The sequence below is a fragment of the Aliiglaciecola sp. genome (assembly GCF_039982535.1).
GTDB lineage: Bacteria > Pseudomonadota > Gammaproteobacteria > Enterobacterales > Alteromonadaceae > Aliiglaciecola.
In genome coordinates, this window is record NZ_JBDWYG010000017.1 from 191,277 (window position 1) to 216,143 (window position 24,867).

Below are 24,867 nucleotides of genomic sequence, written 5' to 3' on the forward strand. Positions count from 1 at the left end.
ATTTGACAGTCTATAACGGCAGAAAAAAGGATAGTTCATGGGCAAGGAAGCCTAAACTGAACATTGGAGTGCTATAAAAATGCAGACAAAAATAGAAACCAATCAATCTAATCAGTTATTGTTAAAAAAAGCAGGGTTAAAGGTCACTAGCCAGCGTCTCGTGATGCTAGAAGTGTTTCAAAAACATCAAGATTCACATTTGTCTGCTGACCAAATATATCGCTATTTACTTAAACATGATAGTTCTGTCAGTTTGGCCTCAGTGCATCGAATTCTAGGACAGTTTTTTGATTCCGGCATAACAATTAAACATCACTTTGATGAAAGTTCATTAATTTATGAACTTACGGATCAGGGGACTCATGGCCATATTATCGATTCTGAAACTGGCGATATCACCGAATTTAATCATCCACATTGGAAACACCTAAAGCTTGAAATTGAACGAGATTATGACTGCCATATTGTGCAGGATGCTTTAGTTTTGTATGTCCGTAAAAATAAATAAAACACCCTTAAATCTAAATGGTAATCGTTATCATTTGCATGTATCATGTTGTTTTATCATTCTCTTATTTCAACTATCTCAAATAGGTCAATATGCGAGTCTTAGTATTTAATACGTGTTGGTTATTTTGTTGCACTGCGTCCGCAAGCCCGTCTGATCTAGATAAACTGACCCAACAATGGGTTCAGTTAGAACAGCAGATATCTACTATTAAGGCCAATTGGCAAGAACGTAAGCCTTTGTTAAAACAACAGTTACAATTATTAAAGGCTCAGAGCCACACCCTTAACACCTTATTGGCAGAAGATTTAGAAGATACTGATGAAATAGATAAGCAACGTTTAGCATTGCTTAAGCAACAGACTGAACTGGAGCAAACTCAAGCTGGCGTTTCTATACAACTGGCAAACGTGAAACAACACCTTTTACGCATCTATCCACAACTCCCACCTCCACTCAAGCAACAATGGGAAACTGAGCTGGTGTTGCTCACGTCCTTGACGGATAACAACGAACGTCTTGAAAAACAGCTTTTTCTGCTAGATAGCATGCAGAAGTACAACAATCGAATTGTCACTTATCAAACTAGTATGACGTTTGACAATCAAGTTGAAGTACAAGTAGAGCAGGTATATTTAGGCACATCAAAAGGGTGGTATGTGAGTCAGGATGGGCAGTTTTGGGGGAGTGGCTACAGCAGCCCTCGAGGCTGGCAATGGCAACATCAAGGAACAGATTTGTCTCCCTCTATTTTGCTCGATTTTGTGAAAGCAATTGAAAATGTTAACCAAGCACAACTTATTCGATTGCCACTCACAATAGGTACTGAACAAAATGAAAAGTAGATTTTGGATAGGTTTGTTGTTGTTTTTAGCTTTTGCGGAGCACGCCGCAGTTGCACAAGAGGCGGTTGCCAAAAGTTTAATGCAAGACATACGAGACGCGCAGCATAGACTGACGCTTTTAGAGTCGAGTATTGCAAAGGAATCACATGCTTTGGCGGCAGAAATTCAAAAACAACAAAAGCAGGTGTTGGCCCTTAGGCAACAAGCTGCGGCAAAACGCAGAGTACTAGACGATCAGACTTTAGCAATGTCGAAAATCACTTCGCGTGTGGATGAATGGCAACGACAAGAAAATTACCAACATAATATGTTAATGGATGTTGCGCAAAGGTACGGCGTCTCTCTGGAACGATTGACTTCGATGAGCTTAGGTCTAGCCAATTCTCAACAATATTTACAGACAGTTGCCCAACAACAAGCAGACTCACTCAAGTTGCAATGGTTAGAACAGCAAATCATATTACCCAGTGGGCAATATGTTAATGCCAATGTATTGCAAGCCGGTCCGGTGAAATGGTTTTTAATCAAAGACACTCATCAAACAGGTCTACTAGATAAAGAAAATCAAGTGCAGTTGTTTTTTGAAACAGATGATGCAGCACAGATAATGACACTGTACGAGTCGCAAAGCGGTGTTATTACTTTTGACCCTACTCTCGGCTCCGTTGTGAAACAACAACAGCAACAGGAAACCCCAAGCCAGCACCTAATACGCGGGGGGATTTGGGTTATACCAATTGTTGGCTTCGGTTTATTTGCGCTGATAATTGGAATCTATAAAAGTGTTCAGCTATATCGTTTACCAAAGCTACAACCCATGTTGGCAGAACGGATAGAGCTACTGCAAACATCACCTAAGGTATTGGCGCAATTGACAGCGCTATTAGCTAAATTAAAAGGGGCTCAAAAGGAATTGGTCTATATCGCGCTTTCTAGTGCCAGCGGCGAAGAGCGAGATAATAAACTATTGGCATTTTTATTGGAGTATCGACAAAAACTACAATCGAATTTGGGGGCGGTAGCAATCACCGCAGCTGTTGCTCCCTTGATCGGTTTGCTTGGGACGGTTTCTGGAATGATTGAAACCTTTAAAATGATGAGTTTATTTGGTACCGGCGATCCGGCTATTGTTTCCGGTGGCATTTCCAAAGCATTGATTACAACTGAATTAGGTTTAGTCGTTGCAATACCCGCGCTGGTTATTCATGCGTTGCTTAGTCGCTTTATTCGTAATCATAATACTCAGTTGGATACGACAGCGATACGACTGGGCAAATTATCAGTGAATGAACGTGAGCAAGCTGAATTTCAAACACAAGCAGCTTAAATAAGAATAGGAACTGTATATGAATCCCATACAACAGGCGTTAAGTAATCCAATAATCTGGCTAATTTTAGGCTTAGCACTGCTGTGTTATAGCATTTTGTTAGGTTTGATTATTGTCCGTGAATCCACACCCGCGGGATTATCTAAAACATCGAGTTGGTTGCACACCTTGCCAGCAATGTTAAGCGCCTTGCCACTACTTGGTTTACTTGGAACTATTATTGGTTTGCTACAAACATTTTCCCAAATGGCCAGAGGTGGCATGGATATTCAAGAGTTGCTTAGTCGCTCAATCGCCGATGCCATGTTGACAACGCAAGTGGGTCTATTAATGGTCATTCCAGGGTGGGTGATGCTATCTGCTTTACAACGTAAGCAACAGCGATTGGAAATGAGAAATGCGCAGTAAGTTGGAGCAACAATTAACGCAACCACCGCAAAATATTGATTTGTCGCCACTTTTAGATGTGGTGTTTATTTTGTTGATTTTTTTTATTGTTACAACGGTGTTTGTTAGAGAAACAGGAGTGGAAGTTGATAAACCTCAAGCCGTTTCCAGCCAACAGTTAAAACAAAATGTGATCCTAATTGCAATTACCGCAGAAGGTGAAGTGATGTATGACAACACTAATATTGGTGTGTCTGGGGTTAGAGCTACGGTTGTTCAACTGCTTAAACAAAAGCAAATGGCTGTAGTGATTCAAGCAGACAAAAGGGTGATGACTGAGCAGTTAGTAAAGGTTATCGATCAGGCTAAATTAGCGGGTGCTACACAGGTAAATATAGCTACTCAGGGAAATTGAAATGATTATGAAAAGTTTGTTTAAACGCTTTTTAATAGCGCCACTATTGGCCTCTTTGTTAATCGCAAGTTTAGTTAGTGTTGTATTAAATGTGCTGATTCAAAATCCAGGTTTGCAAACTGGATTAACCATTAGAAAGGTAAATTTAGCAGTTTTACCTCCGCCTCCAACACCAAAGCGTCAGCAACTAAAATCTCAAATAAATAGTGCACCCAACATTCAATTATCGGTGGATGGAGAAGGAGCGAATATGGAAATTCAATATACGGACACGTTGCAAGATATACAAATTTCTGAGTTACCTGAGGTCAAGATTCATAATAGTCAAAATAACCTTTTGGACATGCTGAGTTTTGATTGGCAAGCCTTTGGTTTGTCTGATTTAGACGAAATGCCGAAACTATTAACTGAGCTAAAAATTAAATTTCCGGATAGTTTGAAGCGGCAAGGTGTGACTAATGCTGCAGTTGAGTTAGCCGTTCTTATTGATGAGCAAGGAAGCGTATTGTTGAAAAATATTAAGCAAAATAAATACCCTGAACTTAATGTTGCAATCAAAAAACTGGTTAAACAAGCACGCTTTAGTATTCCAAGAAAGGACGGAATTGCGGTACGAGCGAGTTTCAATTGGCCTTTGGAGTTTGCGGACTCATGAAATCACTTCAACGCTATTTAGTCTTGATGACGTGTTGGGCAAGCTTTCAAAGTAATCTGAATGCCCAACCAATTGACTTAAGCAAAGTTCCTGTTGTATTGCCTTCAATCAATACCCCTTTTTTACAACGTGAAACAAAAATTACTGCCCAGGAGTACCCGATAGCACAAAGTCTTAAACCTTTGCTGCTAAATAATGATTATGCAGCTGCGCTCACGATATTAGAACAATATCAAGAGGCGAAAAGTCCAGCTTTGTTATTGTTAGAAGCGCAGTTATGGATGCAACAAAATCAATGGCGCGAGGCTGAAGCAATATTAAAAACGGTATTGCAAGAAATGCCAGAGTTAATTCGAGGGCATCTTGCTTTAGCCACCGTCAATCAATCATTAGATAAAACGCAAGAAGCGCAAAAATCCCTCAGTCAAGCGATGAGTTTAGGGGCTTCGGGGGCAACCCACTTTGCTCAGTTGGGTTATTTAAATATGCAAAACAATGATCCTCAAAGCGCTATCGCGGCCTATCAACAAGCGCTTATGCTAGCGCCTGAAAATGATGATATCCGTCAAGGATTGTTATTTGCTTTTGTACAAAGTGATCAACATGCCGCTGCACGTAATCTCCTCTCTGGTATGCTAGACAAGCACCCTGAAAACCGTCAGTTTTGGCTACAAAGAGCCAATTTAGCCATGCATTCTGGTGATAAAAACACAGCGCTAAGCAGTATAGAGGTAGCCTTAAGGTTGGGTGATAACAGCAAGCAAGCTCGGCAAATGGGGATGCAATTAAATATTCAGTCGAAAAACTATAAACGAGCATTGGCTTTGAGCCTAATGATGTTGCAAGATCAGCAGCTAAGTTTTGTTGAAACGGACAAACTTCTACATTGGTTAGCCTCTCAACGAGAGTGGGTTTATCTCAATGAGTTACTGCAAGGTGTATCCGAACTTGTCACTGAACCAGCAAATTCTAAACGCAGTCGATTATTTTACTATCAAGGGCTGGTCGCACAGAAAAATCAAAATCTACCGTTAGCCGAACGGCTATGGATAAAAGGGATCAAATCCGATCCTGGAAATGGTGATGCGCTTTTGGCGTTAGCAAAATTAAAGACAAATAGTGCATTTTTTGCTGAGGCTGATCTCTATTATCAACGAGCGGAAACCCTAGACGCTGTGGCACTCCCTGCTAAATTAGGTAGAGCTCAATTATATATTGACCAACAGGACTATGGCGCTGCTTTAGCCATGTTGCAACGCACTCATTCTGAATACCCCCATCGTCACGATTTGCTCAAAAATATTCGAATATTAACCAATTTGGTCAATAGTCAAAATAATATCTGATATATATCTTAGACAAAAACTACGTCATTAGAGACATCATCGAAAAAGAGAAAGCTCATGAAAAATAGTCAATCCTCCTCAACCATTCATACGTTTACACTGGTGTTTATTTTTATCATGCTGTCATTTACTACCAATGCCGATACTGGAAAAAGTGATGGAAACCCCCTTTGTGATCAACAAAGCCAGTTTATTTTTAGCTGGTCATTTATCGATAACTGCGATTTTCTACCTCGAGGTGGAACCAGCAAAGGTGTGCCTATAACCCTTGATACTGAACCTCATTCAGGTTGGTTATCTTTGCAACAAGAGGGTATTAGTGACTTTGAAAAAGATCGACGAGCTATTTTAGCTATGGCTGGCCCATATCGAGTTAGCTTCGACTTTCTTGAAACAGTTGGTTTTACTCCTGGCTATTTGCCTAGTCGTCCATATCAGTCGTGGGGAACCGAATATGTCTATGTGGCCGAAGACAAAGGTGATTTCATCAGTTTACAACATGTTATGGTGATGTATTTTATCCAAGAGGATGGAACGACTTCTGAGCCTATGGTAATGAAACATTGGCGACAAGATTGGCAATTCCAAAAGCGTGATTTATTTGTATATACAGGACATAACAAATGGCAGCACAAAAAATTTGGCCGCAAAATGGTTAAAGGTACTTGGTCGCAGTCAGTATTTCAGGTCGATGATTCCCCACGTTACGAATCCTTTGGTAAATGGCAACATAACGATAATTTTTCCACTTGGTTGAGCGCGAAAACATGGCGTCCATTGCCTCGTCGTGAAAGCAGTGTCAGAAATGATTATCAGGTGTTAGAAGGCACAAACCGACATACGATTTTACCCAGTGGTTGGGTGCAAGAAGAAGAAAACTATAAACTTGCTTTGGATTCTGACGGCAAGATAACCGCGCAAACGCCCTATCTAGCTAAAGAGTTAGGACTAGCCCGTTATGAGCTTATAGTTGATCATGATTTTAGCGCTGGCAATACATACTGGAATAAATCAGAGCAGTTTTGGTCGGATGTTAGAGCCGTTTGGCGTCAAACCATTGATGAAAATGAGAGCATAATTATCCATAAAAAAGTGGATGGTAACTTTATGTTTATGCCGTTTTTTACCTTAGCGCAAAACATAGTCGATGGGCAAGATTACGAATCCACTAGCGGTAAGCTACAGATTAAAAAGATGTTGTCACCTTTTATTGAAGTAGAATAACTCTCAATAGGTTGGATTATTGATTTTTTAAAGGATCTTATGACAAGAAACAAGCTAACGGCACTAACTGGATTGGGTGATAAGGATGCGCTGATTAATGTGTATACCCAAAATCGCCCGAGCTTTTCCTTTGAAGTACAGGAACAAGAACTATACCCCCTTCAAAAAGGTGAAATTTACGCCATTGGGCAGGCGTGCGGTAACGGTTGGCGAAAGGTATTTAATGTGTATGCCAAGTTGCTATTTCCGCTGTTGGGGCATTTTCATGGAGTTGACCAGCGTTATTCGACTTGGCAACAATATCGTGATGAAGAGCTGTTGCAATCCGGCAGTCATACCGCCTTGTGGTTTACGCCACCTAAATTTGAACAATCCGATACGTTGCAGATTATTATGGGGCGCACCTATGCAAAGTCGTTAGATTTACCCAATACTCTTGAGTGGATTAACCAAGAATTTGCCATTGACCTAAGCCATCGGATAATTGTGTGCCCGTACTTCGACTACCGCCAACTATCCAATCATAAAATACTCTTTATGCTTGAATTAATTACTCAACATTTTCTAAAAAAATAGTACCCAACTGCCTCTTTACGCTATAATTCCCGCGTTATTTTAGTGTCCTGCAATGGGGCGCATATTCTATTGTTAGTATTCTGGAACGCACATCATGTTCGATATGTTTGAAATATCCATTATTGGCTTGGCTATTTTGGCCTTGTTATCCATCGTCTTTGAAGAAGTTACCCATATCAATAAAGCAAAAACTACCCTGTTTTTAGGGTGTTTAGTATGGTGCTTGTTGTTCATTCGAGGTCACGGTTCTGGGCAGGCCGAGATAGAAAATGCGCTGAACGAAAATTTACTCGATATAGCCAAACTGTGGCTGTTCCTCATGGCGACTATGACTTTTGTGGCTTACCTTAATGCCAGAGGATTGATAGGCGCTATGGTTAATCGACTCTTACCTGGTGAATTGTCGTTGAGGAAATTGACCTTGCTGGTGGCTCTGTTTGCGCTAGTGTTGTCGATGTTGTGCGACAATATTACTGCCACTCTCGTTTCCATCAGTGTGATACTAGCGTTCAAATTGAACGTGGCAGAAAAAGTAAAACTCTGTGTTTTAATTATATTCGCCGTGAACTCCGGTGGGGTTGTTTTGATAACCGGGGATGTGACGACACTAATGATATTCAGTGAAAAACATGTCTCTATAGTTGAATTGTTAGGCTTAGTTTTACCCGCTGTGTCTGGGGTGATTGTGTTGGCAATATTGATGAGCTTTGGCAAAAACCGCAGAGTAGAAGCAACCATTGGCAGTGAAAAGTTTAAATCCTTAGATTTTGTTATCGCTGGGCTATTTTTTAGCACCATATGTTGCACCATGCTGTTTAATTTATTGTTTGAAATCCCGCCGGTTTTGACCTTTTTATTAGGCTTGTCGGTGATGTTCCTAATCGGTGGAATGGTGAATAAATTTAAGTACGAAATTCATTTATTGGATTATGTCCGTAAAATTCAATTTGATACTTTAATGTTCTTCCTAGGGATATTGTTGATAGTTGGTTCTCTTAAAGAAATCGGGGTATTAATTTGGATGACCAATATCTACTTTATGGTGGATCCTGATTATTCCAACTACTTGGTGGGGATCTTATCAGCCTTTTTAGATAACGTGCCATTGACCGCAGCCTTACTTAAAGCTCAGCCGGAGTTAACCAATATTCAATGGTTATCCCTTACCTACGCAGTTGGCGTGGGAGGATCAATGTTGGTGATAGGTTCAGCGGCAGGGATTGTGGCCATGAGTCGTGTGAAAGAACTGACTTTTGTTAGTTACAGTAAATATATCGTGCACCTATTGGCGGCTTACACCGTGGGATATGTATTATGTTTAGTCAACGTCTAATCGCCGTTGACTAACTTCCCTTGCAGACTCCTAGTATAAAACCTGGCCGCTGCTAATTAGGTTAGCGTTGGTGGACGCTCTCTTGGGCAGTTGTGGATTTGCTAAGCTCAAATCGATAAGTGCCATATATAAACCTTATTCGGTAAATCCTGCTTCGGTTATTATACAAAAGTCTAATACACTTTAAGTACAGACAAGGTTTTAATGGGGTTCCGACACAACATAATATTGTCCAATTATTATAAAAGCTAATGAATCTCTATGTCTTTAGAGTCTCAAGATAGTTCCATTGAATATATTCGTGAGAAACTAACAAATACCGTTTTGATGGCCACCATGGCATTTGCTGGTGTTGCGTTAGCTGGTTCCCTTTCTCGTGTCCCTGAAATTGGTTTTCTGCCGGTGATGTGGGTGCATATTGCCAGCACCTGTGTGCTATTGAGTTTTTATTTGTTTCGAACTCGCTTAACCAACAATTTAAAAGCGAGTTTAGTTACCTGCCTATTTTTTATTATGGGGTTTGCAGGAATTCACACATTTGGCCTAGCCGGAAATGGAATCTACCTGATTATGGCTGCGTCTATATTTAGTAGTTTCATGCTCAGTATGAGAGTGGCGGTTGCTATTGCTATCTCTGGTGGTATGTTTTTATTTTATTACATGAACCTAATGTGGCTAAGTGAATTTGAGTTTTCAGTAAGACAAAGTGCTTACAGTTTAAGTGTAACTGCTTGGATTACAGCATTACTGACCTATGTATTTATCATAAGTATTGTTTTGTTTTTGATTCAGCACTTTTTACATTATTTACAAACGTTATTACTTGATAAACAAACTACTATTGATAGTCAAACCAATAAAATTGAACACTCAGAGGCTATCTTTCAAACGGTTATTAATCACTTACCCTATGGGATTTCATGGAAAGATAAACAATTACGATATTTAGGTGCAAACCATGCCTTTATTGACGACGCTAAAGTAGAGAATATCAATCAATTGAAAGGAAAAACTGATTTTGATATCAGCAATGAAGAGCACGCCAAAAAGATCGTAAATATCGATCGACGCATCCTCTATGGCGATGAAACTGATATTCATTACCAGGAAAAAGAAAGCCAAGAAAAAGAAAGCCAGGAAAAAGAAAGCCAAGAAAACACGGCTCAAGAAGATGCCCAAGTTAAATATAAAGAAGTAACTCACGTAGCCCTACATTCTAAAAAACAAGACTTGATTGGTGTGCTTATTTTCTACAATGATATTACTAAAAGTAAAAATTTAGAATTAAAAGCCCAACGAGCAAGAGTCCTAGCAGAACAGGCAAACCAAACTAAATCTCAGTTTTTAGCTAATATGTCACATGAAATCCGCACGCCAATAAACGGCGTTCTAGGGCTGTTAGATTTGTGTTTGCATACTAAGTTAGACAAACAACAAACCGAATACTTAAATCGGGCTAACTTTTCCGCCAAACTGTTAATGCAAATAGTTAACGATGTTCTCGATTTATCTAAGATTGAATCTGGCCATTTTAAACTAGAAAATCACCATTTTTGCTTTGAAGATATTCTCACTCAAGTTGAAAATTTATTTTCGAGTCAGGCTGATATTAAAAATATTGAGTTACATACTAAGATTTTGGGTAAGCAGAATATTAGGGTAATGGGCGACCCAACTCGCGTTATGCAAATATTAATGAATTTGACCTCAAATGCAGTCAAGTTTACGCATACCGGAAGCGTGGGTGTAACAGTTAAACTGGTAACAAATGATGATTTTGCAAAAGTAAAAGTATCGGTGCTAGATACGGGAGTCGGAATCGAAAGCAAGTCAATTAAAAACCTGTTTAACAAATTTACTCAGGTTGATGAAAGCATAACGCGAAAGTATGGTGGAACAGGTTTAGGGCTTTCTATTGTTAAACAACTAGTTGAAGCCATGGGGTCTGCTATCAAGGTGAAAAGTGAGTTAGCAAAGGGAACTGAATTTAGTTTTATGTTGCAGCTTCCTCTCGCCAAAGAACAACGCATAGAAGTCCCACAAATTGATTTCAAACAAAATCTAACCAATAGACGTATTTTACTGGTAGAAGATAACCTGATTAACCAGCAAATTGCTAAAAGCATGTTAGAGCAAAGCCATATGATTGTGACCGTTGCTAACAATGGTCAAGAGTCTCTAGATTTCCTTGCTCGGCAGAATTTTGATTTAGTTTTAATGGATATTCAGATGCCGATTATGGATGGTTGTAGTGCCCTGAAAGCACTACGTAAGAATAAACAATGGATTGGTTTACCTGTAATCGCGTTAACGGCGAACGTTTTTGCAGAAGAAGTCGCCCATTATGAAAAGCTGGGGTTTACCGCCCATTTGGGAAAACCTTTCTCGCGAGAAGCTTTATTATCTAAGGTACAACAATACGTCACCAACAAAGAACTTCAATCTAGCCTATAGTTTGGCGTATCTAGGATTGCCTAATCGGCATAGCCACTGCCAATGGCATTAAATGGCATACTCAACTCTAATTCGGGTACTTGCAGGGCAATCCAAGCAGGAAAGGTATTACTGTTGGGACCAGGGAATACTGTATATTCATTTGCCCAAGGGTAGCGTTCGATAGCTGCTGATATTTTGGGGATCAGTGTGTTGGCTTTTTCACCTTGAATGGACAGCAGCTTTTCAGGTTTTGCGCCATACCAAAATCGATCGGGAATAGGGGTTTGGTATCTGCGTAACGCAGGCAGCCCACTTTTGACACGCCAACCGACCACCTCATATACCGTGTAGTCCGCTGCATTTTCGGTTTTTATAGCGATCCAAGTATGTACGGCAAACCAACCACGCCAACTGTATGCATCTGCTGCATAGACTTCAATCACCGCATCTTTAATTAGTTCGGGCTTAGGTGCAATCCCCGCAGATTCTCTACTTGCCGTACGCCAACTGTTGTTTGAGCAGGCATTTATCAGCAAGCCAAGCAAAATTACACATAGGATCTTTTTCATTTAATACCTTTCGCGAGTAGAGTTTGTCGACTGTTGGCAGTGTGCTTTTACCCAGAGACTTGAAATATATTACCAACAGCAATGGATACCGCCATAGCCAATGAGCCCCAAATAAGCACGCGCAGTGAACCTTTAAAAATGGAGGCTCCACCAATTTTGGCAGACACGCTTCCTAATAATACCAATGACAACAATGAAACGATCACTATTGAAGGGATTAACAAAGAGCCATTGACCACTAACACGGTTAATAAAGGTAAAAGTGCTCCTGCGGTAAATGACAGTGCTGAAAACAACGCGGCTTGAAAAGGGTTGCCTTGGGATTGTTCAGTAATACCTAGTTCATCTCTAACATGACTACCTATGGCATCTTTAGCCATCAACTGTTTGGCAACTTGCATGGCTAAATCACCTTCTAAACCTCGTTCTACATAAATGTTGGCAAGTTCTTTTTCTTCTGCCGCCCAGTGGCGATCAATATGTTTTTGTTCTAACGAGATTTCGGCGTGTTCTATGTCGGTTTGCGAACTTACAGATACAAATTCCCCTGCGGCCATCGACATGGCTCCAGCTACCAATGCGGCCAAACCCACAATAAATAAATGTTCCGGGGCCACTTGTGAAGCGGCGATACCAACAATCAGACTTGCCGTTGAGACTATGCCATCATTAGCGCCTAAAACAACGGCTCTTATCCAGCCTATTCGGTCTGCCTTGTGTTCGTGGTTGTAATCCATATGAAATTTATCTCTATTTCAGCAAAGGAATTGCTTGTCGAATTAATAACGTGCTTCAGCTCATACTATTGTAAATACTATGACAGGCCAACAGCAGAAGCCGATTTAATATTTTCCGGTGTTGGCTATATTGTTAACTAAGGCATTATATTAAATGGATCTTAGAATTACTGTACAAGTCATGGATGTTCAGTATGATCTTTTTTACGATTTTTTGCAGTAGGTAAACTAAGTTTTTGAACAAGCTCCCCGTAACCACAGTCGCTCTCATTGTCGTTTGTCTTGGTTCTTTTATTGGGCCATTAGGCATGGCGTCGGTTAATGTCGCAATCCCCAACTTAGCTGCAGACTTGCACGCAAACGCGAAAATGGTGAGTTGGTTGCCTACACTTTTTCTGCTCAGTAGCGTGGTTTTCATGTTGCCATTTGGCAAATTGGCTGACAATTACGGTCGAAAACGTATTTATACCATTGGTTTGGCGTTAAACGCTTTTACTTCTTTGATGTGTGCTTTAGGCCAACAGGTGGAGTGGGTACTGTTTTGGCGGTTTGTTCAAGGTGCGGCTTCGGCGATGATTTTTGGAACCGGGGTGGCTATTCTAACCTCAGTAACCCCTTCCCATAAGCGCGGTGCTGCCCTTGGTTTGGCGGCAGCTTGTGTTTATATTGGTTTAACACTAGCACCCGCTATTGGCGGCTTACTCACTGAAATGTGGAGTTGGCGAGCGGTGTTTTTATTTCAACTTCCGTTAATTGTGATCCTCTTAGGGTTAATTAAATGGGGATTGCACGGCGAATGGAAAAATGAACATATTGCTTCATTTGATTGGCGAGGAAGTTTTATTTTTGCCGTTTCTTCTACTTCACTAGTATTCGGTTTTAGTTCTCTTCCTAAACTCCATGGTTTTTTACTGTTGATTTTTTCAGTACTCACAATGATTTTATTTGTTTACCACCAAAGTCAGCATCATACCCCCTTAATTCGCGTTCAAATGTTTCGGGAAAGCAGAGTCTTTTCCATGTCATTAATTACATCACTGTTAATGTACGGTAGTAATTTTCCCTTAGCATTTCTGCTAAGTTTGTATTTACAAGTGGTGCAAGGTTACAGTCCTGCAGAAGCGGGTCAAATCTTATTGTTACAAGCCTTTGCTATGGCCTTTTTAGCACCCATGTCAGGGCGGCTTTCTGACAAAGTTCAACCTCGATTTTTAGCGACTTTCGGTTGTGCTATTGTTGCCTGCGGATTTTTGGTGCTATCGCAAATGACAACGGCGACAGGTACCACGTACATAGGAGGCTCTTTGCTGCTGATTGGCATTGGCTTTGGTTTATTTTCGTCTCCAAATAACAATGCCATCATGGGAGCAGTGCAAGAAAGCGAATTAGGTGTTGCTTCGGCAACCTTAAATTTAGCGCGTACGGTGGGCAATCTAGTGGGGATGAGTACAGTCAACTTATTAGTGCACTATTATCTTGGCGACAGTAAAATTAATGCTGAACAGATTCCAGCGCTAATGAGCACTATATCGTTCGCGTTTTACATTTCTCTTATCAGCGTAATTGTCGCCACCTTTCTATCAGGCTTTCGGGGAAAAGCGAATCAACAAAGCAAATAAACTTAGCTGTGAACGATTTTTATGTTGCGCCCCGTAAATATATGACTGTACGCAAAATAATCAATTGCTGCTTAGTGTAAAATTCCACCCCTCATGTCAAAATCCTCAGGTAAATTCTTATATCATTGTCTTTAAAGGAAAAACACTTCGAGCTTGCCATCGTTTAAGTATTTGTTGCTCTTCATTAAATTAATGCTTGTTCGACTTTTAAACTACCGCTAATATAAATTTTGGAACCCAATATTCATTGTATAAAAGTGCATAATTTTTCATATGTTTACTAGTGACACTGTTATTAGTGTGGGTCGTTGCGCGCAAACAAATGACGTTCATTTAAACGATCCAAGTGTTTCTCGTAACCACTTACAACTAACATTCAATAACCTAGACTTTATTGAGGTCAGGGATTGTGGATCTTCATATGGGTCATTTTATTGGGAAGGGAGTCAATGGCTTCAATTTGACGTTGTGACGTTAACTGCTAACGATTATATCGTGGTGGGTGAAACGAAACTTCGCATAATGGAAATCATGATCGCATATCAAATAAAGAGCAGGAGCCGTGGTATATGACCAGTTTGGAGAAAGAAGAGTCTTACTATCGTCTGGTTGTGTTACTAGCAATGTCATTCATTGCCTTTGTAATCATTATTGTTGGATTTGTACTAACAGAAAAGCAACCTAGTACCAGCACAGAAATGCGTTTGGCGGATATTCTTTTTGACCGCAGCGGGCCTTCTTATCCTTTCACTATTCAAAATGTCATGTGGTTGTTTTTCTTTGTATGTGCAGGTGAAATCTGGGTTCGTTGGCAAAGAGCTACTCAAGAAATTAACCAGATAAACCGAGGTTTAATCAGTGATGATGAAGATGCGCTGTATCGCCCTAAAGATTTAGGCCCCATTTACCAAGCCATTAAAGCCGATAATCTCGGCAGTCGTTTTTACCTGCAACGCCTAATCAAACGAATTATTTTACAGTTTCAACTGTCCAGAAGTACTGAACAAGCTAACAATCTTATGAATTCCTCATTGGAATTAATGCAGCACGAAGTCGACCTTAAGTACACCATGGTGCGCTATCTGGTTTGGCTGATTCCTACGCTAGGTTTCATCGGCACTGTTATTGGTATTGCCATGGCATTGTCTAGTGCTGGTGATATGCCACCTTTATCTGATTCTGACGCCATCAAAGATTGGGTTGCTGTGATTACTATCAAACTAGGGGTTGCGTTTAACACTACTTTATTAGCGTTAATCATGTCAGCCGCTTTAGTATTTTTTATGCATTTGGCTCAAGGGCGCGAAGAAAAAGCGTTAAACCTGGTTGGTCAATATTGTTTAGACAGATTAGTGAACCGCTTAATCGCGGCAGATTAAAATTAAGGAGAATACACCATGAGCTTTAGACGTGGTCCAGATGGGAAACCAGTGGAAATAGAATCCAGTTTCGTTAAAAGTGATGACAAACCAACTCACTCGGCTCCTGATGGAGGAACTAAACCGCCACAAGGTCAGTTTGGTGGGCCTAAAGAAGGGGCAACACAACCGCCTAGTGTCGACTTATTCAATCACATGAAATCCTCAGGTCCGGCAATGCGTCCTGGTGGAGTGGCTGTTTCACCAGAGCCGCCAACTCGACCAGCGAATATTCCGGGTGCTAACAATCCAGCGGGTAGCTCAGATCAAGGTACAGTTCCACCTACAGGGCAGCAACCGGCAGCCAAACCTATAGCAGAAGAGCCTAAAACCTCCATTAACTTTGGTGGGGCGGGCGCTGCTGCTAATGCCGGTGGGAATACATCTAATGCTAGCGCAGAGTCCTTTGTATGTGGATGGTTAGTGGTGGTTGACGGTCCTGGAAAAGGTAAAAGTGTGGTAGTAGGGCCAGGTCAAAGTGCTATTTCGCGCTCTCCTACTGAACGTATCACCTTGAACTTTGGTGATACCTCAATTACTTCAAAGCAGCAATTGTTGGTTATTTATGATGATGAAAACCGAGAATTTATTGTCGCTCCAGGCAATGGTTCCAGTTTGAATCGTGTGAATGGGCAAATTGTCGCAGGGCAAACTGTATTGCAGACAGGAAGCCTATTAAAAGTTGGCGCAACGACCCTAAGGTTTGTGGCGTTTTGTGACCAAAACTTTAATTGGGAATAATGATGCTACAAATCTCCGTAGGATGGGCTCAAACCGTTGGCAAACGAGACTATCAGCAAGACGGTGTTACCAAATTGGTTTGGCCCAATGGATTTGCATTAACAGTGTTATCAGATGGTATGGGTGGGGCAGTACACGGGGAAGTTGCTAGTCAGCAAATTCTTCAAGCTTTCAATGATGCGTTTTGCAACAGTGAAGAGCAGCAAATGGAAACACGTTTGCAGCTAAGTTTAAATGCCACAAATCAACATCTAGCTGACTACATTGTTGAGAATCCCGAATGCAATGGCATGGGGGGAACCTTAATAGCTGCTGCGTTTACCGGCGAACACTTAGATTTTATCAGTGTTGGTGATAGCCCCTTGTGGCTTTGTAGAGAAAATTCCCTACAACGAATTAATCAAGATCATTCAAAAAAATCTGAATTAATGCAGTTGGTCGAAGAAGGTGTGATGACCGAACAAGACGTTGCCGTTCATCCCCAACGCAACCAGTTAACTTCGGCTGTTATGGGTTACGACGTCGACATGGTTGATATTAATAGTATTGCATTAAAAGTGGGTGATATTGTGCTTTTGGCCAGCGATGGAATCGAAAGTATTCCAGAACAAGACATCGCAGCCATCTGTCATCGGTTTAATCAATCCGATCCACAGATATTGGCGGAACACATTGTTAGCTATGTAGATAGTCTCGATAAAGATTACCAAGACAATGCCACTGTCATGGTACTGAAGGTTTCTCAGGAAGCCGACTCGGAAGAAACAACAGAATAAAATACGTAAGGAAATCGGCATGTTTTTGTCACCTAAATTGATTGCACTACTGACACTGGGTTTTAGTTCGACGATTTTTTCTGCTTCTGCAGAATACGTCTATCAAGTTGAAATAGAACGCAAAAATGGTAAGACCATATCCGCCCTAGCAACCAAAGTGAATGACCATCAGTTTGTCACCGACGCTGAAGTTATTGATGGTGCCAAATCGTTGTTTATTGTCGATAACTCGGTAACTCCTGCAGCTAAAATACTGGCAACTGTCATTGTCGAAAATGAAGATAAACGCTTAGCGATTTTGTCTGCCAGTAATGTAACAGGGGAACCTATTACTTTGGGCAAAGAAGCTCAAACCCTTGGCGAGCAATTGATTCTAAAAACTGATTCTGCTGAGACCGCTTCAATTGTTCAGCGTTTAGAGCCGGTAAAAAACCTATCACAAGGTGATATCTATGTTCACACAGCCCTATACAAAGAAGGCCAGTGGGCAGCACCATTACTGAATAATTGTCACCAGCTAGTGGGGGTTAGTATTTTTGAAACGGCTTTATTTGCTGGAATGAAAGCCCCTGAAAACATCGCATACGCCTTGTCCACTGACACCCTGAAATCCTTTTTGACTGAAAATAAGATCAGTTTTACGGTTGCCGACGAAGTGTGTCTTTCTGATGTGGAGCAAGCTAAAGCGAAAGCCGACAAAGCGGCAAAAGATGCAGAAGAAGCGGCTAAGCTTGCCGAACTTGCTCAAAAGGAAAAAGAAGATGCAGATTTGGCCGCGAAAGCGCAATTAGAAGAAGCAGAAAAGAAAGCTCAAGAAGCAAAAGCAGAAGCTGAAAAAGCTTTGCAAGAAGCAAAAGATGAAGCCGCTCGCATTGAAGCTGAGAATTTAGAGAAACAAAAGCAAACCGATGAAGCCATTAAAAAAGCCGAAGAGGAACGTTTAGCGTTAGAAGAGGAAAAGAAAAAAGCAGAGCAAGCTGCAGAGTTAGAAGCGCAAAAGCAACTTAAATCGGAACAGCAAAAAACTTACATCATGTTAGGTGGTGGAGTGTTGTTGTTAGTCATGTTGTTATTGTTTGTCATTCTTATGCGTAAGCGCAAAGAGGCGATGCAAGCGCAAACTGACGAGTTGCAGAATAAAGTAAAAGAAGCAACTGGCTTGGCTCAAGAAAAAGATAATCTTGCGGGTAAAATCGCAGAAATGGAAAAGTCCTTTAACGACATTTTGTTTGATGGCACTACTATCAAAGGAGACAGTGTCAGAATCAAAATAAATGGTAAAGCTCTGGCTCAAAGTGAAGGCCAAGTGATAGGTCGCGAGAGCGCGCAAGTGGATTACGTATTAGGTGAAAACGAAATTTCTAGAAAGCACTTAATGATTCGATTGCACGAAAACAAAATCTATGTGGAAGACATGGGGAGCCAAAACGGTAGCTGGATAAATGAGGTGCCACTTACTCCTGGTCAACCGATGGAACTATCCAATGGCATGGAACTTCGCTTAAGCACGATAACGTTTAAAGTGACTGTACTTTAAATTTACTTAATCGGCAGTGCTATGCATTGTCGATGATGTAATTAAAAGGGAAATCGATACATGAAGCTCAAAAGTAGGGAAATCAATATCTTTAGCATGTCTGCTTTAGATTTGTTTGCTTCTGGAATGGGGGCATTTATATTACTTGCCGTTATTTCACTTCCTTTCTTTGGGAATGTATCGAAAATTCCGACCCCTGCACCACAAACTTGTCCAGAAGTAAAAGTGTGTCCACCGCCGAGTGCGCCAAAACCTGATCCTGTTCCCGCTCCAGCCCCATCAGGCTTCCAAAAAATGCAAACACTGGACTTGGTCGTTGTCCTTGATGTGACCGGCAGTATGGGGCAAGAAATCAATGGATTGCGCGCTGAAATTGGCAATATTGCCCGCATCATTGAGATGTTATCTGATTCCGCTGCTATGCGTATTGTCGCTTTTGGTGATAAAAACTTTGATCGACCCGTATCGCAATTTCCCCTTACTTTAACCAAAGATATTGCGGTCTTAAAATCTTACTTAGACCAAGTGAATCTTAACTTGGGCATAGGCAGGGGATTCAATCCAGGCGACAACGGGGAATCTGTGTATGCCGGATTTGAAGAGGCATTGGAAACCAAGTGGCGTTCAGAAGCACAGCGCCGAGTGATTTTTATTATCACCGATGACGAGGCTCATTCTGGTGAATCTCGACCTTTGATGAGCAAAGTTCAAAATTTTGCAAACGACAAATACAGTGTTTCAGTGCGTTACTCTGGTGATGAGGATCACGAAAGAGAGTTTTATCAGGAGTTGGTGAAAACGGGCTTAGGTAATTATTTAGATGTTTCCGATGGCTCCTTAACTGCGGCGTTACTCATAGCGCTCATGCCCAAGTAGCGCGAGAGAAATAACATGACGCGAGCACTGCAACCTGGCAATCGAATACATCGTTATGTGATTGAAGAAGTGCTGGGGAGCGGGGGCTTTGGTGTGGTGTATCTAGCTCATCATGCCTCACTTGAGTACCGGGTGGTGATCAAAGAATATCTACCCAATCAAATTGCCCATCGCGTTGATGGCGTGGTTATGCCATTTATGGCCGATTTAGTGGAAGTATATGAAACCGCTTTACAGCAGTTTAAACATGAATGTGAAACTCTGCTGACCCTAGATCATGACAACATTGTTTATGTTTACGATTGCTTTTATGAAGCCGGTACCGCCTATATGGTTATGCACCAAGAGATTGGTAATACCTTATGGGAAAGTTATGTGCAGCAAATTGAACACCATAATCAGCCATTCACCTGGCAGCAGGTTAGTGCGGTATTGCCTGGCGTTTTAGCTGGCCTAGACTATTTGCACCAACAAAATTTAGTGCACAGAGATATGAAAGCCAGTAACGTATTTTTGCGTTCTGGTTCACAACTACATCCGATATTAATAGATTTTGGTGCAGTAAAAGTGGCTGGTGGTTATGTGAGTCAACAAGCTCAAAATACCCAGTCTTATGCTGCATTGGAGCAAGAATATAACATTTTCCCCATCGGCCCTTGGACTGATATCCATGCCCTAGGGGTAATGATCATCGAATTATTAACTGGACAACGGCCAATTAAAGCTTTTGATCGGTACACCCAGTCGGGCACCGATGGCAGTGATCCAATTTTAATGTTGTTAGAACAGGTATCCCACAGCTGTGGCGAAGACCTTGCCAATGCATTGTTTTATGCAACGCAACTGCAACCAGAACATCGATATCAAAATATCAGCGAATTTAAAGCCGCGTTGTCACTATAAATAGGCTTGCAAGGGAATTATAAATGTCTAATAACCGTATTATTTTTGAAAAATCTGAACAAGCAGGCAGAAAGTATAATCAAGACCGTTATGCTTATCATTTAAGTGAAGATAACAGTGATATTTTAATTGTCGTTGCTGATGGCGTGGGTGGTACCAAACAAGGTGAATTAGCTGCCGAGATTATTGCTGACAAAAGTGGTGATTTTTGGCAAAAACGCGAAGAGTTTGCAAATGGCGAAGATTTTTTAAACGCTTTTGCTGATGAATGTAATTTGGCCATTAAACAAACCTGTGAACAAGGTACATCCACAGCGGCAACCTTAACGGCGTTACTGCAATTAAATGGGGAATTGGTTTCTGCCCATGCAGGAGATTCGCGAATTTACCAATACGATCACTCTGGTAAAGTCAAACAAAGTAAAGATCATTCACTAGCTTACGCTAAATTCTTAATGGGGGAAATTAGTGAAGATGAATTGGCAACACACCCCAGTCAAACTCAATTATTAAATTGCCTAGATGGTAGTGAAAGCGCCCATTGTGAAATTAATCATTGGCAAATAAATGAAGGCGAATATTTTGCTTTGTGTACCGATGGTTTTTGGGAAATATTCGACAATGATGAAATTTTAGAATTAATCAAAAATGACAATCGAGAGTACATCTTCGCCAATCGAATTGACGAAACCTTGCAAACAAAACCCGGTCAAGACAACACCACAGTGGTGTTATCCCAACTCGATAAATCTAAAGCGGTGCCAATTGCACCTGTTGCAAATGCCGAAGCAAGTGAAGGGTTGCCACAAAATTCACCTTCCAATAATACTCCGGCCTCGTCACCATCTAAAACTGTTGCACAAGATGACGCCAAGCCGTTACTCAATTGGAAAATAATTGTTTTAGGGCTGGTTGCATTAATGTTGATAGTGTTGCTGTATTTTACCTATCGTAATTACATGCAAAGCTGTTGTTCGGCTGAATCACCCTTAGCAGTTGAAGAGCAGCTCGACTCTTCCTCTAACGGAGATGATTTCCCTGCGCCTGTCATTACTAACCCCAGCTCTGAGCTCGAATCTAACGTGGCTGGAGAAGCGCAAAAACCAGCGCAAGCCGGGGAACAGGTTATTGAGCAAGTAGAAAAAACAGTGGGGGATGTGGGGGAAATATTAGAGCAAGTTGAACCGCCTACGTCGGAAGATTTAAAAGAGCCGCTAAGTGATGCTAAACATACCCTTGAGGAAGCTTTACCCGATGCTGAAGAAGTTCTATCTGAGGCTGAAGGCTCTTTATCCGATGCTGAAGATGCTTTTTCCGACGCTGAAGGCTCTTTACCTCAAACTGAGGGCTCTTTACCTCAAGCTGAAGGCTCTTTACCAGAAGCTGAGGATTCGAATGATCTAGAATCGTCATCATCCGCGCTGAAAAACTTTGTCAATAGTGATGAGGTAGTGCCAGATGCCGCTATGGATGAGCAAGGTAACGTCTCTGGGCCGGCAGATTTGAATGCAAATTTAGACTCTGCACCGAGTTTGTCATTAGACGTAGCTCCTGGAGAAGATCCCATTGCGAAACTTGAAGCGCGCCTAAGCCAAGATGGTAGTGTCTCCAAAGGCAGTAAATTAGACAAAACTGATGAGATGAAAGATCAATATACAGAAATCATCACTGTGCAATTAAAAGTCAAAGACACACCTGTGTACGGTGCAGTATTGCGGTACCAAAAAACCAGTTCAGGTATCGAAGTTATCGCTGGCAAAGTCAGTAATTTACCTAATGTTCCTGAGGCGCCTACCCACGATTTTATGAGTTGCTTTAGTCAATATCAGAATGCACAAGAACAACAGGGAAAAGCGATTGAAAAAGGTCAATCTGAACCTGTGCTTTATATTGATGCCGCCAGTTCTGGCTATTTTTGGTTAGCCGACATTATCGTCACAGAAACAGGACAGGCGTTCGATTTGTTTTTGCTAGATAAAAGCTGTGAGTCACTACGCCTAGTGCCTAAACACGTCAGTCATTAAGGACCATAAGTTGTGAAATACTTAACCTTAATTGCTGTTTTTATTAGCTTCTGCAGCACCGCCCATGAAGGTTTAGAAAGTGACACTCTTGCTGGTGGCACAGTTTTGCAAGCGCCTCGCATAGAAAGGTCTTTTGAACCGGTAAAGGCACCCATTCAATCAGAACATGCTTTCAGCAATTGGGTAAAGGGTAATAAACAACGTTTAGGAATGTCGGATGCAGCACAAATACAAGTGTTGCAAAGTACCTTTGAAGACAACGGTTACAGTGTCTATCGCATTCAACAACAATTAAATGATATTGATGTGTTTACCCACCAATCAGTGGTGATATTGTCTCAAGGACAACCTATTAGTGCGCATTTAGTCACCACAGATTTACCTGCTCCAGCACCGCCTGCTTTGGCAAGTTTAGAACAAACAGTGAACAGTACTTTAGCTAACTTAGAAATTGAATATCAGGACAAGCCTACACTTAAACCGGTTTATTTTAAAAGCGCAAAAAAGTTGGTATCAGCGGCCGTAGTAAAAGGCAAATTCCAAAAAGACAAGTTAGATTATTTGTATACGCTGGTTATCTCCAGTGCTGGAACGGTTTTACAGACAATCCCCAATCATCTTGATTTTAGTTACGGATTAATTGATGTTGATGAAATGTGCAACGCGGTGGGTTACCAGTCCCCAACTACCATTGTGCAATTACTGATAATGGCCGAAAGCGGGTATATTCAAACTTATCCACCTGCAGAATCTCCATCTATGGCAAGTACCGCCAATGAGCGCAAATTAGCGACTATGTTGGATGAGGCCAATGCCTATATGAAAGACCAATTTGGTCACCCCGGTATTGATAGGAATAACAAGGTGCAAGTTTTAGCATTTGTTGGGCAGCAATTTTATGAAGAAAGTTTGAGCTGTGCTGGTAATAATACAACTAACGCATTTTGGACTGAACTGAGTGACACTCTGGGGCTAATGCAAATCCATGCTCCCTTATTGCAAAACCCGGAAGTCATTATGCACGAACTTACACACGGTATTGTCGCATATGGGGCAGGACTGGTTTATCAACAGCAATCGGGAGCACTAAACGAAGCCATTGGCGATGCTATTGGTATAGGGTTTGTAAGTTGGAAAAATAAACGCTTGCACGCTCCCGCCTCAAGTGATTGGAAGCTAAAGTTAGGAAGTGAAGTTATACGCGATTTTAGTCATCCCACGCGTGTTCAAGGCATGCCTGATCACTATAGTGAACGCTATACTGGTAGCGAAGATCATGGTGGTGTACATATTAATTCATCAATTATTAACCATGCTTTTTATTTGTTATCTGAAGGTGGGGCGCACCGACGCCTAGGTAGCGACAACGTGCCTAAAATCGGAATGAAAAAAGCACTTCAAATATGGCAGTATGCTGCGACAAAGATTTTGACACAAACCTCTGATTTTGAAGATGCCCGTTATGCATTTGCCAGATCAGCTGAGATTATTTACGGTAAATATGGCGAAGAAAGAACCGCTGTGCACATGGCCTTTGATGCCGTCGGGGTAAAAGGGCGTTGGACTAAGAATGTGCCGCCAGCACCTGTACCTAAACCCGATCCCAAACCGGATCTAAAACCCGATCCTAAACCTGATCCCAAACCTGACCCTAAGCCAGATCCAAAGCCTGACCCTAAACCAGATACAACGTCTGAAGTTAGTTCTAAATTAACGACGGAAGTGCTGTTGTTGGCTGGTGGATGTTTATTCTTACTGTTGGTGATTTTGTTTATGGTGCTCAAACGTTCTCGTCCGGGCAAACCTGAAAATCCAGAATATGCACCTTACAACATCAATACAGGCTCTGAGTCTGCCAAAAGTCGCCAACACAAAGAGCCTAAATCAGCTCCAGTTGCTATCGGGAATTATGGATTTTTTGTGGTTAACAAAAAAGCTTACCCACTAGAAAATGCGGCTTTATCGGGTAAGGGAATCACTGTAGGTCGTGCCGAGTCGGCTACTATCTCTCTTGATCACCCATCGGTCTCTAGTTTTCATATTCGTTTATTTTTAAGTAATAAACAATTGCATGTAGAAGATTTAGGTTCGAGTTACGGTACCTTTATCAATGGTGAAAAAGTTAATAAACACCAAGAGATAAAAATAGAAATAAGTGACAAAATTGTTCTTGCTGACTTGCCTTGCGGTTTAACTAAGAAACAATCCTCTTCGCCTCAAGATACATCGGAACAACCTAAGGGCTCATCCACCTTAACCTTATTAACGGCTAAAGGACGTTTTCAACTCGACAGTGAAAAAGCCCTAGGTGATGGGTTGAAAATTGGCCGCAATGAAAGTTGTTCACTGGTGATCCCTCACGATTCCGTTTCAAGCACCCATGGCAAATTTTTGTTTAAAAAGGGACATTGGTATTTTCAAGATTTAGGTTCGTCTTATGGATCATTCTTGCAGAAAAATAACAAGCTTGAACCTCTTGAACAACACACCGAACAGGAAATTAAAAGTGGCAGTATTTTGTTTTTGGCAGACTTTAAAGTTGAAGTGAATATTGATCAAAATGAAGCCAAAGTTAGGCTGTAATTAACCAATGAAATTAGAATAAAGAATCACA

22 protein-coding genes are annotated in these 24,867 nt (G+C 41.2%); 20 read left to right on the forward strand and 2 right to left on the reverse strand.

Annotation, left to right across the window (positions count from 1 at the left end; translation table 11 throughout):
• Window positions 1-79 precede the first annotated feature (79 nt).
• From ABJV04_RS03750 to ABJV04_RS03800, 11 genes are all read left to right on the forward strand, one after another.
• Window positions 80-508, forward strand: a complete 429-nt coding sequence (locus ABJV04_RS03750) for a transcriptional repressor (protein WP_348489964.1) — start codon at window positions 80-82, stop codon at window positions 506-508.
• A gap of 92 nt (window positions 509-600) precedes the next feature.
• On the forward strand, window positions 601-1,353 hold the full coding sequence (locus ABJV04_RS03755; protein ID WP_348489965.1) for a DUF3450 family protein: 753 nt from the start codon (window positions 601-603) through the stop codon (window positions 1,351-1,353).
• Complete coding sequence (locus ABJV04_RS03760) at window positions 1,343-2,680, forward strand: MotA/TolQ/ExbB proton channel family protein (protein WP_348489966.1); 1,338 nt, start codon at window positions 1,343-1,345, stop codon at window positions 2,678-2,680. The genes ABJV04_RS03755 and ABJV04_RS03760 overlap by 11 nt, the downstream gene beginning before the upstream one ends.
• Window positions 2,681-2,699: 19 nt before the next feature.
• Window positions 2,700-3,089: a MotA/TolQ/ExbB proton channel family protein gene (locus ABJV04_RS03765; protein WP_348489967.1), complete on the forward strand. Its 390-nt coding sequence runs from the start codon at window positions 2,700-2,702 to the stop codon at window positions 3,087-3,089.
• On the forward strand, window positions 3,079-3,483 hold the full coding sequence (locus tag ABJV04_RS03770; protein WP_348489968.1) for a biopolymer transporter ExbD: 405 nt from the start codon (window positions 3,079-3,081) through the stop codon (window positions 3,481-3,483). Before ABJV04_RS03765 ends, ABJV04_RS03770 begins: the two co-directional genes overlap by 11 nt.
• Window position 3,484: 1 nt before the next feature.
• Complete coding sequence (locus ABJV04_RS03775) at window positions 3,485-4,138, forward strand: hypothetical protein (protein WP_348489969.1); 654 nt, start codon at window positions 3,485-3,487, stop codon at window positions 4,136-4,138.
• A complete protein-coding gene (locus ABJV04_RS03780; protein ID WP_348489970.1) occupies window positions 4,135-5,484 on the forward strand; it encodes a tetratricopeptide repeat protein in 1,350 nt (449 codons plus the stop codon). Before ABJV04_RS03775 ends, ABJV04_RS03780 begins: the two co-directional genes overlap by 4 nt.
• Before the next feature lie 57 nt (window positions 5,485-5,541).
• Window positions 5,542-6,708, forward strand: a complete 1,167-nt coding sequence (locus tag ABJV04_RS03785; RefSeq protein WP_348489971.1) for a DUF6607 family protein — start codon at window positions 5,542-5,544, stop codon at window positions 6,706-6,708.
• A 39-nt stretch (window positions 6,709-6,747) separates the two neighbouring features.
• Entirely contained in the window at window positions 6,748-7,284 is a 537-nt protein-coding gene (locus tag ABJV04_RS03790) for a hypothetical protein (RefSeq protein ID WP_348489972.1), read from the forward strand.
• A gap of 103 nt (window positions 7,285-7,387) precedes the next feature.
• Window positions 7,388-8,617: a sodium:proton antiporter NhaD gene (nhaD, locus tag ABJV04_RS03795; RefSeq protein ID WP_348490022.1), complete on the forward strand. Its 1,230-nt coding sequence runs from the start codon at window positions 7,388-7,390 to the stop codon at window positions 8,615-8,617.
• Window positions 8,618-8,878: 261 nt separating this feature from the next.
• The gene (locus ABJV04_RS03800) at window positions 8,879-11,071 is read left to right on the forward strand and encodes an ATP-binding protein (RefSeq protein WP_348489973.1); all 2,193 of its coding nucleotides are present in this window, start codon (window positions 8,879-8,881) and stop codon (window positions 11,069-11,071) included.
• A 20-nt stretch (window positions 11,072-11,091) separates the two neighbouring features.
• Here the strand turns inward: ABJV04_RS03800 and ABJV04_RS03805 are convergent, their stop codons facing one another.
• Both ABJV04_RS03805 and ABJV04_RS03810 read right to left on the reverse strand, forming a co-directional pair.
• Entirely contained in the window at window positions 11,092-11,622 is a 531-nt protein-coding gene (locus ABJV04_RS03805) for a DUF3750 domain-containing protein (RefSeq protein ID WP_348489974.1), read from the reverse strand.
• A gap of 47 nt (window positions 11,623-11,669) precedes the next feature.
• Complete coding sequence (locus tag ABJV04_RS03810) at window positions 11,670-12,359, reverse strand: VIT family protein (protein ID WP_348489975.1); 690 nt, start codon at window positions 12,357-12,359, stop codon at window positions 11,670-11,672.
• A 236-nt stretch (window positions 12,360-12,595) separates the two neighbouring features.
• On the opposite strand from ABJV04_RS03810, the gene ABJV04_RS03815 reads away from it, so the two are divergent.
• From ABJV04_RS03815 to ABJV04_RS03855, 9 genes are all read left to right on the forward strand, one after another.
• Window positions 12,596-13,978, forward strand: coding sequence for an MFS transporter (locus tag ABJV04_RS03815; RefSeq protein ID WP_348489976.1), 1,383 nt, complete (start codon window positions 12,596-12,598; stop codon window positions 13,976-13,978).
• 569 nt (window positions 13,979-14,547) lie between these two features.
• The gene (locus ABJV04_RS03820; protein ID WP_348489977.1) at window positions 14,548-15,357 is read left to right on the forward strand and encodes a MotA/TolQ/ExbB proton channel family protein; all 810 of its coding nucleotides are present in this window, start codon (window positions 14,548-14,550) and stop codon (window positions 15,355-15,357) included.
• Window positions 15,358-15,375: 18 nt separating this feature from the next.
• Complete coding sequence (locus tag ABJV04_RS03825; protein WP_348489978.1) at window positions 15,376-16,137, forward strand: hypothetical protein; 762 nt, start codon at window positions 15,376-15,378, stop codon at window positions 16,135-16,137.
• A gap of 2 nt (window positions 16,138-16,139) precedes the next feature.
• On the forward strand, window positions 16,140-16,913 hold the full coding sequence (locus ABJV04_RS03830) for a protein phosphatase 2C domain-containing protein (RefSeq protein WP_348489979.1): 774 nt from the start codon (window positions 16,140-16,142) through the stop codon (window positions 16,911-16,913).
• A 19-nt stretch (window positions 16,914-16,932) separates the two neighbouring features.
• On the forward strand, window positions 16,933-18,450 hold the full coding sequence (locus ABJV04_RS03835; protein ID WP_348489980.1) for an FHA domain-containing protein: 1,518 nt from the start codon (window positions 16,933-16,935) through the stop codon (window positions 18,448-18,450).
• A gap of 60 nt (window positions 18,451-18,510) precedes the next feature.
• The gene (locus ABJV04_RS03840; RefSeq protein ID WP_348489981.1) at window positions 18,511-19,326 is read left to right on the forward strand and encodes a vWA domain-containing protein; all 816 of its coding nucleotides are present in this window, start codon (window positions 18,511-18,513) and stop codon (window positions 19,324-19,326) included.
• Window positions 19,327-19,341: 15 nt separating this feature from the next.
• Window positions 19,342-20,229: a serine/threonine-protein kinase gene (locus tag ABJV04_RS03845; protein ID WP_348489982.1), complete on the forward strand. Its 888-nt coding sequence runs from the start codon at window positions 19,342-19,344 to the stop codon at window positions 20,227-20,229.
• Window positions 20,230-20,252: 23 nt separating this feature from the next.
• Window positions 20,253-22,253, forward strand: a complete 2,001-nt coding sequence (locus ABJV04_RS03850) for a PP2C family serine/threonine-protein phosphatase (RefSeq protein ID WP_348489983.1) — start codon at window positions 20,253-20,255, stop codon at window positions 22,251-22,253.
• Window positions 22,254-22,265: 12 nt separating this feature from the next.
• Entirely contained in the window at window positions 22,266-24,836 is a 2,571-nt protein-coding gene (locus ABJV04_RS03855) for a M4 family metallopeptidase (protein WP_348489984.1), read from the forward strand.
• Window positions 24,837-24,867 lie beyond the last annotated feature (31 nt).